Origin of the sequence: Caulobacter sp. FWC2 (genome assembly GCF_002742625.1) — a bacterium.
Classification (GTDB): domain Bacteria; phylum Pseudomonadota; class Alphaproteobacteria; order Caulobacterales; family Caulobacteraceae; genus Caulobacter.
The window spans coordinates 3,029,860-3,042,187 of record NZ_PEBF01000001.1; the positions used below are offsets into that span (position 1 = coordinate 3,029,860).

At 68.7% G+C, this 12,328-nt stretch carries 11 protein-coding genes and 1 pseudogene; 3 read left to right on the top strand and 9 right to left on the bottom strand.

The features are described 5' to 3' along the window. Positions 1 to 30 precede the first annotated feature (30 nt). Positions 31 to 1,761, bottom strand: coding sequence for a tetratricopeptide repeat protein (locus tag CSW62_RS14560; RefSeq protein ID WP_099578950.1), 1,731 nt, complete (start codon positions 1,759 to 1,761; stop codon positions 31 to 33). 74 nt (positions 1,762 to 1,835) lie between these two features. Next, positions 1,836 to 3,509, bottom strand: a complete 1,674-nt coding sequence (locus CSW62_RS14565) for an electron transfer flavoprotein-ubiquinone oxidoreductase (RefSeq protein ID WP_099578952.1) — start codon at positions 3,507 to 3,509, stop codon at positions 1,836 to 1,838. Between the two features lie 150 nt (positions 3,510 to 3,659). On the opposite strand from CSW62_RS14565, the pseudogene CSW62_RS27490 reads away from it, so the two are divergent. The 3 genes and pseudogenes from CSW62_RS27490 to CSW62_RS14575 form a co-directional block, all read left to right on the top strand. Then, positions 3,660 to 3,737: pseudogene (locus CSW62_RS27490) on the top strand (hypothetical protein); the annotation flags it as partial. Positions 3,738 to 3,750: 13 nt separating this feature from the next. Next, positions 3,751 to 4,572, top strand: a complete 822-nt coding sequence (locus CSW62_RS14570; protein WP_099578954.1) for a uracil-DNA glycosylase — start codon at positions 3,751 to 3,753, stop codon at positions 4,570 to 4,572. 130 nt (positions 4,573 to 4,702) lie between these two features. Beyond that, a complete protein-coding gene (locus tag CSW62_RS14575; protein WP_099582310.1) occupies positions 4,703 to 6,265 on the top strand; it encodes a lytic transglycosylase domain-containing protein in 1,563 nt (520 codons plus the stop codon). Positions 6,266 to 6,271: 6 nt separating this feature from the next. On the opposite strand, the gene CSW62_RS14580 is transcribed toward CSW62_RS14575, so the two are convergent. The 7 genes from CSW62_RS14580 to CSW62_RS14610 all read right to left on the bottom strand — a co-directional run bounded on the left by CSW62_RS14580 (position 6,272) and on the right by CSW62_RS14610 (position 12,320). Beyond that, positions 6,272 to 6,727, bottom strand: coding sequence for a cell wall biosynthesis glycosyltransferase (locus CSW62_RS14580; protein WP_099578956.1), 456 nt, complete (start codon positions 6,725 to 6,727; stop codon positions 6,272 to 6,274). A 53-nt stretch (positions 6,728 to 6,780) separates the two neighbouring features. Beyond that, complete coding sequence (locus tag CSW62_RS14585) at positions 6,781 to 7,863, bottom strand: PA0069 family radical SAM protein (protein WP_099582311.1); 1,083 nt, start codon at positions 7,861 to 7,863, stop codon at positions 6,781 to 6,783. 94 nt (positions 7,864 to 7,957) lie between these two features. Continuing rightward, positions 7,958 to 8,497, bottom strand: coding sequence for an SRPBCC family protein (locus CSW62_RS14590; RefSeq protein WP_099578958.1), 540 nt, complete (start codon positions 8,495 to 8,497; stop codon positions 7,958 to 7,960). 14 nt (positions 8,498 to 8,511) lie between these two features. Beyond that, positions 8,512 to 9,759 carry an RNA polymerase sigma factor gene (locus CSW62_RS14595; protein WP_099578960.1) on the bottom strand — a complete coding sequence of 416 codons (1,248 nt, stop codon included), beginning with the start codon at positions 9,757 to 9,759 and terminating at the stop codon, positions 8,512 to 8,514. Beyond that, positions 9,756 to 10,169 (bottom strand): YciI family protein, encoded by a 414-nt coding sequence (locus CSW62_RS14600; protein ID WP_099578962.1) that lies wholly within the window; start codon positions 10,167 to 10,169, stop codon positions 9,756 to 9,758. The genes CSW62_RS14595 and CSW62_RS14600 overlap by 4 nt, the downstream gene beginning before the upstream one ends. Before the next feature lie 69 nt (positions 10,170 to 10,238). Further along, positions 10,239 to 11,240 (bottom strand): acyltransferase, encoded by a 1,002-nt coding sequence (locus CSW62_RS14605; RefSeq protein ID WP_233206690.1) that lies wholly within the window; start codon positions 11,238 to 11,240, stop codon positions 10,239 to 10,241. 21 nt (positions 11,241 to 11,261) lie between these two features. Beyond that, complete coding sequence (locus CSW62_RS14610; protein WP_099578966.1) at positions 11,262 to 12,320, bottom strand: class I SAM-dependent methyltransferase; 1,059 nt, start codon at positions 12,318 to 12,320, stop codon at positions 11,262 to 11,264. Positions 12,321 to 12,328 lie beyond the last annotated feature (8 nt).

Genomic DNA, 12,328 nt, shown 5'->3' on the forward strand with positions numbered 1-12,328 from the left:
CCAAGCTGAAACGGACGAAAGCCCGATAGCCTAGTTGTGGGCCACCGTCGACGCAGTCGCCGCCGCGCCGGTCGCGGCCAGGCCGTTCTTCAGCTTGGCTTCGGACTCGGCCTTCTGCTTTTCGTCGGGCTCCAGGCTAAGCACGCGCTGCCATTGGAACTGAGCCTCGGTCTTGCGACCGACCCGCCAATAGGCGTCGCCCAGGTGGCCGTTGACGTCCGGATCGCCGGGCTCCAGCTCAACGGCGCCTTCCAGCTTCTCGACGGCGTTCTTGTAGTCGCCGAGGCGGTAATAGGCCCAGCCCAGGCTGTCGAGCATGGCGCCCGACTGCGGCCGGGCGGCGACGGCCTTCTGGACCATGGCCAGGGCCTCGGCCAGGTGCTCGTTGCGGTCGATCCAGCTGTAGCCGAGGAAGTTCAGCAGTTCCGGCTCGTTCGGATTGATCTTCAGGGCCGCCTGCAGGTCGCGCTCGGCCTCGGGCCAGCGCTTGGCCTGCTCCAGGGAGACGGCGCGCAGATAGAGCACGCGCCAGTCAGGGGTGGCGCTCTCGCGCTCGACCACCTTGTCCAGCACCGCCACCGACTCGTTCCACTGGCTGCCCGCCCGCAACAGGTCGGCCAGGGCCAGTTGCGCGTCGCGCTCGTTGGGCGCGGCCGTGGCGGCGGCGCGAGCGACGTCCAGCGCCTTGGCCTTGTCGCCGAGTTCGTTCCAGGCCCAGGCGATCTTGCTCTGGGCCGAGGCGTACTGCGGCGAGCCCGAGGGCACGTGGCCATAGGCCTCGATCGCGCCCTGCGGATCCTCGCCCTGGTTCAGCAGGTCGCCGACCAGAACCCACGCCTCGTCACGGGCGGGATCCAGGCGCAGAGCCAGGCGCAGATAGGCCAGGGCGAACTGGGCCTGGTGCTCACCGGCGAAGGTGGCGGCGCAGGCCACCAGCCCCTCGGCCGCGCCCTGGCGCAGGGTCGGCATCGGCGGCGGCGCGCCCTTGGCGGCGGCGCGGGCGCGAGCCCGCAGCAGGCCCGTATCGTTGGGCGCGGCGCGTAGAGCCGTATCGTACAGGGCCACGGCGTCATCGTGGCGCTTGCGGCGCTCCAGGAACGCGCCGTAGTCGATCGTGAATATGCTGGCCGTGGCGGCGTTGCCGGTCAGGGCCTTGTAGTCGGTCTCGGCCTCGTCATAGCGCTTGGCCCGCTCGTAGAGGCGCGCCTGGCCCTGCTGGCCGAAATACTGCACCAGCCTGTCGGTGCGCAGGGTCGGCTGGACGATCGCGGCCTCGTTGTCGCCGGCCGCCGCAGCGGCCCAAGGCGTCAGCAGCGCGGCGGCCTGCTGGTGCGGAAAGCCGAGCGGCTCGGCCTTCAGCAGCGCCTGGGCGTCCTTGCCCTTGTTGGTGGCCAGCGCCTCGACCACGCGCGTGAGCACGCCCATGCGCTGGACGGCCTCGGTGGCGTCGGGACCCGTCGGGGCCGCGGCGGCGGCGCGGGTGATCTCGCCGGCCAGCAGCAGGGCCGAGAAGGAGCGTTCGCCGATCACGCCCGGGTCGTCGCCCAGCACCGCGGCCGTGCCGAAATAGGTGGCCGCTTCCTTGGACTTGCCGTCGCGCAGGGCCGCCTGGCCCGCCAGGAACTGGCCATACGAGGAGCGGGTGTCGAACAGGGGCGAGCCCGCCACGGGGCCTCGTAGCGTGACCGTGCTGGGTCCCTGGGCGCAGGCCGCCAGGGCGGAAACGGAAACACAGGCGAGGAGGACTTTGAAACGCGTCATCCCGCCACCCTCGGTGGTTTCGAGGTCGGTCGCAAGAAAAAGCCTCCCAGCCGACGGCCGGGAGGCTGTTCCATTTACATGTTGGGGTAGTTCGGTCCGCCGCCGCCTTCCGGCGTGGTCCAGACGATGTTCTGCGACGGATCCTTGATGTCGCAAGTTTTGCAGTGGACGCAGTTCTGGGCGTTGATCTGGAAGCGCGGATCGGACCCTTGCTCGTTATAGAGCACCTCGTAGACGCCGGCCGGACAGTAGAGGCGCGCCGGCTCGCCGTACTTGGGCAGGTTGACCGAGATCGGGATCGACGGGTCCTTCAGCTTCAGGTGCGCCGGCTGGTCTTCCTCGTGGTTGGTCGCCGACAGGAACACCGAGCTCAGCTTGTCGAAGCTGATCACGCCATCCGGCTTGGGATAGACGATCGGCTTGTAGTCCTTGGCCAAACCGGTCGAGGCCGCGTCGGTCTTCTCGTGCTTCATGGTGCCGAAGAACGAGAAGCCGCCCAGCAGGTGGGTGCACCACATGTCGAACATGCTGACCGCGCCGCCAAGGGCGGTGCCGAACTTGCCCAGCATCGGCTTGGCGTTGCGGACGACCTTCAGCTCCTTGGCGACCCACGACTTGTCGTAGGCGGTCTGGTAGCCGGTCAGTTCGTCGCTGGCGCGGCCGGCCTGGACCGCCTCATAGGCGGCCTCGGCGGCCATCATGCCGGTCTTGACGGCGTTGTGGCTGCCCTTGATGCGCGGCACGTTGACGAAGCCGGCCGAGCAGCCGATCAGCACGCCGCCCGGGAAGGTCAGCTTCGGCACCGACTGATAGCCGCCCTCGGTGATGGCCCGCGCGCCGTAGGCGATGCGCTTGCCGCCTTCCAGGTACGGACGCACACCCGGATGCTGCTTGAAGCGCTGGAACTCGTCGAACGGCGAGATCCACGGGTTCTTGTAGTTCAGGTGCACGACGTAGCCGATGGCCACGTAGTTGTCCCCGAAGTGGTACATGAAGCTGCCGCCGCCGGTCTGGTTGTCCAGCGGCCAGCCGGTGGTGTGCTCGGCCAGGCCGGGCTGGTGCTTCTCGGGCGGGACCTGCCACAGCTCCTTGATGCCGAGGCCGTACTTCTGCGGCGACTTGCCGGCCGACAGATCGAACTTCTCGATCAGCTGCTTGGCCAGCGAGCCGCGCACGCCCTCGGCGATGAAGACGTACTTGCCGTGCAGCTCCATGCCCGGCTGGAAGTCCGGCTTGTGGTGGCCGTCCTTGGCGATGCCGACGACGCCGACGACGACGCCCTTCACCGAGCCGTCTTCATTCCAGACCAGATCCGAGGCGGCGAAGCCCGGATAAATCTCGACGCCCAGCTCCTCGGCCTTGCCGGCTAGCCAGCGGGTCAGGTTGCCCAGCGAGGCGATGTAGCAGCCGTGGTTGTGCATGAACGGCGGCATGGCGAACATCGGCAGGGTAAGCTCGCCCTGCGGACCCAGCAGCTTGAAGCGGTCCTTGGTGACCGGAGTCTCCAGCGGCGCGCCTTCTTCTTTCCAGTTGGGGAAGAGTTCGGCCAGGCCCTTGGGATCGATCACCGCGCCCGACAGGATGTGGGCGCCGACTTCCGAGCCCTTTTCCAGCAAGGCCACGGAAATCTCAGTCCCGGCCTTGGCGGCCAGTTGCTTCAGGCGGATGGCCGCGGAAAGGCCCGCGGGACCACCGCCGACGATGACGACGTCGTATTCCATCGACTCGCGTTCGAGGTCTTCGCTCATGGGGTCTCCCGGTAAAGGGGGCTCGGCCGCCCGTCTTATGACTGTTTGAATCAGAGCTTATCCGAACGTGACGCAGTGGCGGTCAAGCGCCTAGCGCCTCTTTTTTGCTGCGACGCAGCGTGGAGCCCGGCGACATTCCGCGACCGAGCCCGCGCAAGGCAGGCTCGATCCCATACTTTTTGAGCGTGGCGGACGCCAAAACCGCTCACACTTTTGGCTGCCACGCTCTAATTACGTTCTCATGAGCCTCGCCGTCGATCAACGCGCCGTCGAAAGCCTGCTAGCCTTCTGGGCCGATGCGGGTGTCGACACGTCCTACGCGGACGCGCCGATCGACCGCCTGGCCGAAGGCGCGGCGATGCTGCGGGCTCGCAGCCAGCCGCCGCCTCCCCCGCCGCCCGTCGCTCGTCCGGGCCTGACCCTGGCGCGCGGCCCTGATGTCGGCACCGCCGTCGCCGCCGCCAAGGCCGCCGCGGCCGCCTGTGACGACCTGGAAAGCCTGGCCGCCGCCATAGCCGCGTTCGACGGCTGCCCGTTGAAGATGCAGGGGGCGAAGCAGGCCGTGTTCTCGCGCGGCGTCGGCGACGCACCGCTGATGATCATCGGCGAAGGCCCCGGCGCCGACGAGGACGCCCAAGGCCAGCCGTTCGTCGGTCGGGCCGGCAAGCTGCTGGACCGCATGCTGCAGGCCGCCGGCCTGGAAGGCCGCGTCTTCATCACCAACACCGTCTTCTGGCGCCCGCCCGGCAACCGCACGCCGACGCCCCAGGAGCAGGCGACGTGCGCTCCGTTCGTCGAACGCGCCATCGCCCTGGTGAAGCCGAAGATGCTGCTGTTGGCCGGCGGAGCCTCGGCCAAGGCCATGCTGAAGCGCGAGGAAGGCATCCTGTCCATGCGCGGCCGCTGGTTCGAATGGCTGTCCGAGGACAAGTCCATCGAGCTGCCGGCCATGCCGACCCTGCACCCGGCCTTCCTGCTGCGCACGCCCGCCCAGAAGAAGAAGGCCTGGCAGGATCTTCTGACTCTGACCGAGCGACTTGATCGTCCGGACCGCCCGCACTAGAACTGCGTTCGACCAATCGGAACGGGGGACGCGCGCCTGCGGGGGAGCGCGGAAACGGTTTTTGCGGATTTTGGCTCGTCCTTTGGCCGTGTTGTCGGCCCTGTTCCTGTGCGCGACGGCCCTCTTTTCCATGGGGGGCGCAGCGCTCGCGGGCGCTCTTGACCCCTTGTCTCCGGAAGACGTTCGCGCCTATCGCGCCGCCTTCGCCGCTACCGACCGGGGCGATTTCGACGCCGCCGCCGCGGCCTTCGCCAACGCCCATGATCGCAGCCTGGCCGGCCGCTTGGCCTTCGCCAAGGTCATGCACCCTACTCGCTTTTCGGCCAGCTACGACGACCTGACCCGCTGGCTGCGCACCTATGCCGACGAGGCGGGCGCCGACCGCGTCTACGCCCTGGCCCTCAAGCGCAAGCCGACCCGCAAGCGCGTCGCCGCCGCGCCCGTGCCCGAACTGTTCATCGGCGACGAAACGGCGCCGCCGCCCGCCGACAAGGGCCGCGCCGCTCGCGAAGCCTATTATTCCGGCGATGTCCAGAAGGCCCTGAGCCTGGCCGTGGCCGGCGGCGAGACCTGGATCGCGGGCCTGTCGGCCTATCGCCTGGGCGACTACCGCACCGCCCAGAGCTATTTCGAGCAGGTCGCCCACGACGAACACGAGGACGAGTGGCTGCGGGCCGCCGGCGCCTTCTGGGCGGCCCGCGTGGCCAGCCAGGCCGGCCACGGCCGCGACGCCCAGGCCTTGCTGAGCGAAGCCGCCCGCTCGCCGCACACCTTCTACGGCATGATCGCCGTCCGGCAGCTGGCCATGGCGGGCGTCACGATCGCCGAAGACAACTACGACCCGATCGCCAGCCTGCTGACCCGCGCCAGCTATGTCGGTCCCGACACCGCCTCGCTGGAACAGCTGGTGAAAAACGATCCGCGCGCCCGTCGCGCCACCGCCCTGGCCCAGGTCGGCCGCTGGCGCGAGGCGGGCATGGAGCTGCGCGCCGGCCTCTCTCTGGCCGACACCCAGGAACTTCGCGACGATTGGACCGCCCTGGCCCTGGCCTTGAACGCCAACGCCCCGCTGAACGCCGGCCGACCGGTGCGCCGGGTGGGCGGCGAGGACTATCCCCTGCCCCCGCTGGATCCGGTCGGCGGCTTCACCATCGACAAGGCCATGGTCTACGCCCTGGTGCGGCAGGAAAGCCGGTTCGACCCGATGGCCGTCTCGGCCGCCGGCGCCATGGGGCTGATGCAGGTGCGCCCGTCCTCGGCCGCCGACGTGGTGGGCGACGACAAGCTGCTGGCCGACAACAGCCCGCTGTTCGATCCCGCCTACAATCTGCGCGCCGGCCAGGACTATTTCACCTGGCTGATGGATCGCGGCGTCAAGAGCCCCGACCTGCTGCGCACTGTCGCCGCCTACAACGGCGGGCCGGCCACCCTGAACCGCACGGCGGCCCAGCTGGGCGCGGACTGCGACACCCTGCTGCTGATCGAGAGCCTGCCGTTCAAGGAGACCCGCAACTACGTCGAGAAGGTGATGGCCAGCTACTGGACCTATCGCCGGTTGATGGGGGCGGAGAACAAGACCCTGGACGCCGTGGCCAGCGGCGCGCGGACGGTGGACTTCCGCCTGGACCCGCAGGTCGCCGCCCCGACGTCGATCGACCAGTTGATGACGCAGTTGGCGCAGGTTCAGCCCTAGGCTTCCTCAGTAGTCCAGCCGCTTGGCTCGTAGCGCCTTGGCCAGGGCCTTTTCGTCACCGCCGCCCATAGGCCAGTCGAGCCGCCGCACGAGCACGCCATGCAGGCGCGGCGAGAGCTTGCTGAACAAGCCGCCCGGAGCCGCCAGAACCGCCGCGCCGCCCGCCCCGCCGGCCAAGTGCTTCTCGACCGGCTCACGCCAGCCTTCGCGCAGGACCGGCGTCGCGCGCAGGGTCAGGATCCAGTCCCCTCGCGCCACCGCCGCGCCGGCCGCCAGGCGATCGCCGGGGGTCGTCACCAGCCGTGCGCCGCTATCCTCGGCCAAGGCCTCGACGCCCGGCTCGCCGCCCGAGACCAGCACCACCTCCTTGACCAGCCCATCCACGGCGGCGGGCACCAGCATGGCCATTTGGGCGGCCAGGCCCTGAAGGTCTTCGGAGGCGACGAGGACAACGGAGATCATGGCCTTGCTTGGCCAGCGGCGGCGATGGGGTCAAGGCCTTCCTAATCAGAGCGCTACCCGAACAAATCCATCTGCACGCTCGGCTTCCTGGGCGGCGTGAACTGGGTCGCGTCCAGCGGCGCCCATGGCTGGTCCAGCCCGAACTTCTTGACCGCCAGGTGGAAGCGCTGACGCAGCACCTCGGCCACCGGGCCGTCGCCGACCATCCGCTCGCCCCAACTGGCGCTATAGGTCTCGCCCTTGCGGATCTGGCGAACCAGCGACATCACCTTCTTGGCCCGATCCGGATGGTCGGTCTCCAGCCACTCCTGGAACAGCTGAGCGATCTCGCGCGGCAGGCGCAGGGCGACATAGCCCGCGCCGCGCGCGCCGGCCTTGGCCGCCGCCTCCAGCACCGCCTCGCACTCATGGTCGTTCAAGCCCGGAATGGCCGGCGCGAACATCACGGTCACCGGCACGCCGGCGTCGGTCAGCCGCCGCACCGCCTCGATCCGCTTGCCCGGCGTGGCCGCACGCGGCTCCATGCTGCGGGCCAGATGGCGGTCCAGAGTCGTGATCGAGATCGCCACCCGGGCCAGCTTGCGCTCGGCCATCCGGCTCAGCACGTCCAGGTCGCGCAGGATCAGGGCCGACTTGGTGATGATCGTGAACGGGTGGCTGACGCGGTCCAGCACCTCGATGATCTGTCGCGTCACCCGAAGTTGCTTCTCGTCGGGCTGGTAGGGATCGGTGTCGCCGCCGATGTGGATCGTCGCCGGCTTGTACGACGCCTTGGCCAGTTCCTTCTCCAGCAGCTCGCCAGCATGTGGCTTGAAGAAGATCTTGCTCTCGAAATCCAGCCCGGGCGACAGGCCCAGATAGGCGTGGGCAGGCCGGGCGTAGCAGTAGATGCAGCCGTGGCTGCAGCCGCGATAAGGGTTGATCGAGCGGTCGAAGCCGATGTCCGGGCTCTGGTTGCGGGCGATGATCGTCCGCGACTTCATCGGCTGCAGCTCGGTCTTCAGCTGCTTGGGCTCTTCGTCCTCACCCCAGCCATCATCGAACGTCTCGCGCGTCCGAGCTTCGAACCGTCCGGTTTGATTTGACTTCGCGCCCCGTCCGCGCGGAGCGGGGACTCGTTTCGCTGCCTCGGCCATGGCGCGATCATGCGCCGCTAACCAGAACATAACAAGAACAGTTTTGCGCGACGCGAAAATGCGCCAGCTCGACCAAGCTTGACCATGCGCCCGATCAGGCTGGCTTTTCAGCCTCGGCCTTCATGTTGGCCAGGCCCGCTTCGAAATCCTTGCCGACCACCTTGTCCATGTCGAAGACCAGGCCCATGACCTTGGCCATGAACGGGCTCGCGCCCTCCATGGACCAAGTGACCAGGGTGGAGTCGCCAGCCGGCTCGAAGGTGAAGCGCCCCACATTGTCGGCCTTGAACGGCTTGACGAAATGCAGGTCGAACGCGACCTCGCGGCCCGGCGTGACTTGCGTGATCTCCATGTCGCCAGTGCCGACCTTGGCGCTGCCGACCCAGGCATAGGTCGCGCCGACTCCCTTGTCCGGGCCGCCATAGGCGCGGGTCATGTCGGGATCGATCTTCTCCCAGGGCGACCACAGCCGCCATTGGTGGAAGTCCTCGACCAGAGCCGACAGCGCCTCGGGCCGCGCCTTGATGGTCGCGGCGCGCTTGACCATGAACCTGTCCGGCCGCGTGGCGGCCAGACCCAGCAGCGCGATGACGGCGATCGCGATCACCCCCAGAACGATCTTCAGAACCAGCATATGCCCCTCTCCCTCTACCCCGCCTCGGCCGCGACGCGGTCGAGATATTGGCGGATATTGGCGGCCTCGGCCGCGGTGTTGGCCAGCGAAATCGCGCGATCGAAAGCTTCCCGCGCCTCGGCCTTGCGCCCGGCCTGCAGCAGGAAGGCGCCGCGCGCGCCGTGATAGTGAAAATAGGCGTTCAGCCGCGCGCCCAACGGTTCGATCATCGCCAGCGCCGCCACCGGGCCGCGCACCTTCGCCGTCGCCACCGCGCGGTTCAGCGTGATCACCGGCGAGGGCTGCATGATCTCCAACGTAGCGTAGAGCGCATCGATGCCGAGCCAGTCGGTATCACCGGCCGTGGCGGCGCGGGCATGCAGGGCGGCGATGGCGGCCTGGACCTGGTACGGCCCCGGATCGCGCTTCAGCATCGCCTTGTCGATCAGGGCGAGCCCCTCGCCGATCATCTTGCGATTCCAGAGGCTTCGATCCTGATCCTCCAGCAGGATCGCCGCGCCGTCGGCGGCGAAACGCGCGTCGGCGCGGGCGTGCTGCAGCAGGAGCAGCGCGGTCAGGCCCATCATCTCCGGCTCGGCCGGGAACAGGCGCAGCAGCAGGCGCGCCAGGCGGATGGCCTCGTCGCACAGTCCGCCCTTGGCCTCGACCGCCTGGCCGCTGGCCGAATAGCCTTCGTTGAAGACGAGGTAGAGCATCGCCGCCACGGTCGCGAAGCGCTCGGCGCGCTCGACCGGCCCCGGCGCTTCAAAGGTCGCCTCGCCGGCCCCGATGCGGGCCTTGGCGCGGGTGATCCTCTGCTCCATGGCCGCCTCGCTGACCACGAAGGCGCGGGCGATCTCGCGCACCGACAGACCCGAGACGATACGCAGGGCCAGGGCGATCTGCTGGGTGGCCGGCAGGTCCGGATGGCAGCAGATGAACAGCAACCGCAGCACGTCGTCGCGATAGTGCGAGCCGTCCAGCCGCTCGGCGGCCTGCGCCTCCGCGTCCTCAAGGTCGGAGAGCAGTTCCTCGGGCGGCAGGGCCACGTGGCGGCTGGTCTTGCGGACGGCGTCGATGGCGGCGTTGCGGCCGACCATGATCAGCCAGGCGGTCGGGTCGCGGGGCGGACCGTTCTTGGGCCAGGCCTTCAGGGCGCGCAGGCAGGCGTCCTGGAACGCCTCCTCGGCCGCATCCATGTCCCGGAAGTAGCGCAGCAGCGCCGCCACGGCCTGGGGCCGCGCGGCGCTGATCGCCCCTTCGATCCACCCGAGGTCGGTCACGTTTCGGCGGACTCCTGGCCGCCAGACTCCTGGCCGGCGAACGTCGGATTCGGGGCCGGGTTGAACAGCGCGATCGGACGGATCTCGTAGGAGCCGCCGGGATTGGCCTTGCCCAGGTCCTTGGCGATGTCGAGCGCGCCGTCCAGACTGTCGCAGTCCACCACGTAGAAGCCCAGGAGCTGCTCCTTGGTCTCGGCGAACGGTCCGTCCAGCACCAGAGGCGGCTCACGATCCTTGCGCAGGGTGGTGGCGGCCGTGGTCGGCATCAGGCGGGCGACGGGGCCCAGCCGGCCCTCGCGCGCCAGCTTCTCCTGGACGACGCCCAGTTTCTCCATGACGCCGTCCTCATGCGCCTTGGACCAGCCGCAGATCACGTCTTCCTGGTTGTAGCAGAGTATGGCGTAGAGCATGGGCGATCCTCGTCTCTGATCCCTAGGACGGTGGACTATGCCCGCATCCGACACGAGGTCGAAAATTCTCTAGAGGCGCCGCAGCCGGCGGCGAACGGGCTCGTCATAGAGCTTCAGCACCGCCCAGGCGAAGGCCAGGATCACCGGGATCGCCACGGCCGCGAAGGCCAGCGGATAGCCGTGCCCGCCCAAGGCTCGGAACAGCCTCAGCATCAGCTCCCAGCCCAGCCAGTGCAGCGCGTAGAGGGGGTAGGAGATCGCGCCGGAGACGCGGGCCAGCTTTCCCTGGAAGCCGCCCGGATCCCGCCGCCCGGCCAGCACGATCAGCGGAAAGACCAGGCTCATGCAGACATAGTCGTAGACCCAGTTCAGCGGCGTCCACGGGAAACACAGGATGGCGGCCAGGATAAGGGCCAGCAGCCAGGCGGGGGCCCTGAAGCCGGTGAACGGCTGGATCCGATAGCAGCCCCAACCCAGCAGGAACGAAAACACCGTCCGCAGAAAGCTGATGAAGAACGTCGCCCGGTCCCAGCCCGTCAGCACCCCGCCCATCCCCTGGGCGATATAGGCCATCACCGGGATCAGCAGCACAATCATCGCCACGTGCCCCAGGACGCCCAGCCGCCGGATCGGGAACCACAGCGCTCCGACCGCCAGCTCGAAGAACAGCGACCAGGCCGGCGGATTCAAAGGGAAAATCGGCGCGAAGCCCGGCTCCTCGGCCCACAAGCGAGGAACCATCAGGAGGCCCAGGATCAGCCACTCCGGCACGCGCTCGCGATGCTGGATGATCACCGTCGCGCCGGCCAGCATGGTCAGGGCGATCAGCGGCCACAGCCGCGTCAGCCGCTGACGCAGGAAACCCCACCAACCGATCTGGCGCCGGCCATAGGCGTGGGCCAGGACGAAGCCGGACAGGCAGAAGAAGAAGTCGACGGCCAGATAGCCGTGACCGACCAGCCAGGGCCGGCCGGTCCAGCCGCCGATGTGGTAGAGCATGACGCCCACGGCAGCGACGCCGCGCAGGCCGTCCAGCGCCTCGTACCGTCGTCCCGACTCGTAAGCCTGCAAAACGCCGCCCCCCATCCTTGCTTAGCTGAGGGGTTTCTCCAGCAGCAAGGCCTTGGTCAGGAAGGCGCGGTCCTCGCCGATCAGCTTCAGGCCGGCTTGCGTGAACAAGGCGACCAGATCGGTCTGCGCGTAGCTGCCGTAGTACGGCTCATGGAAATAGACCGGGAAGGCCTCCAGCAGGCGCGCCAGGTCCGGCGTGTCGGAGGGCTGCACGGAGTCGACGAAGACCAGCACGCCGCCGGGTTTGAGCACCCGCGCCAGGCTGGCCGCCACGACGGGCCGCACGCGCGGCGGCAGCTCGTGGAAGAGATAGACACAACTGACCGCGTCCAAAGAAGAATCCGCGATCGGAAGCGCTTCGGCATTGGCCTTGATCCCGCCCGCGCCCGTCCGTTTGCGCGCCTGCGCCAGATAGGCCTCCGACAGGTCCAGTCCCGCGATGGCCGCGCGCGGGAACGTCGCCTTCAGGTCCTTCAAGAACGCGCCGGAACCGCAGGCCGTATCGAGAATTTTGGCGTCGCGGTGATCGCGGCCTCGCCAGTGTTTGGCCAACAGCGACAGGCCGCGTCGCCGCATGGCTCCGGCCGTGCCGGAGAACAGCGCCTCGACCTGGGCGTCGTAGCGGCGTGCGCTTTCCGGCGTGAACCAGCCGCCGGACTGATAGTGGAAGTTCTGGCGATAATAGTTTGGATAGGCTTGGCTATTGCTCTCGCCCCGCACCTCGACGCCGTCGCCGCGCCGGCGGCGCTGGTCGACCTCGAAAGCGTCGGCGATGAAGTCGGCGGCCTCGCGCACGGCGGCGGAGGGGCGGACCGGACCGTCCTCGATGGCGGGGTAGAGGCCGGCGGCGACATCGCGGGCGTCCTTTTCGAACGCCTCCAGATAGGCGCGGCGCAAACTCCCCTTGGTCGGCGGCGCGGCCGTTGGCTCGAAGCTTCTCGCCTGCTCGCCCTGGGTCGGTCGGGTCATGGAGCGGGCCAGCGAGCCCGTCGCCGTCCACCAGGCTGCCTTGACCGCCGCCCTGGCGCGCTGACCTACCGCGTCGACCGCGAAGGCGGCTCTGCTGCGTCGCTCGTCCATCCTGGGTT

Coding starts and splice junctions, on each gene's coding strand:
- CSW62_RS14560 (WP_099578950.1), bottom strand. CDS start 1,761: ATGACGCGTTTCAAAGTCCTCCTCGCCTGTGTTTCCGTTTCCGCCCTG.
- CSW62_RS14565 (WP_099578952.1), bottom strand. CDS start 3,509: ATGAGCGAAGACCTCGAACGCGAGTCGATGGAATACGACGTCGTCATC.
- CSW62_RS14570 (WP_099578954.1), top strand. CDS start 3,751: ATGAGCCTCGCCGTCGATCAACGCGCCGTCGAAAGCCTGCTAGCCTTC.
- CSW62_RS14575 (WP_099582310.1), top strand. CDS start 4,703: ATGGGGGGCGCAGCGCTCGCGGGCGCTCTTGACCCCTTGTCTCCGGAA.
- CSW62_RS14580 (WP_099578956.1), bottom strand. CDS start 6,727: ATGATCTCCGTTGTCCTCGTCGCCTCCGAAGACCTTCAGGGCCTGGCC.
- CSW62_RS14585 (WP_099582311.1), bottom strand. CDS start 7,863: ATGGCCGAGGCAGCGAAACGAGTCCCCGCTCCGCGCGGACGGGGCGCG.
- CSW62_RS14590 (WP_099578958.1), bottom strand. CDS start 8,497: ATGCTGGTTCTGAAGATCGTTCTGGGGGTGATCGCGATCGCCGTCATC.
- CSW62_RS14600 (WP_099578962.1), bottom strand. CDS start 10,169: ATGCTCTACGCCATACTCTGCTACAACCAGGAAGACGTGATCTGCGGC.
- CSW62_RS14610 (WP_099578966.1), bottom strand. CDS start 12,320: ATGGACGAGCGACGCAGCAGAGCCGCCTTCGCGGTCGACGCGGTAGGT.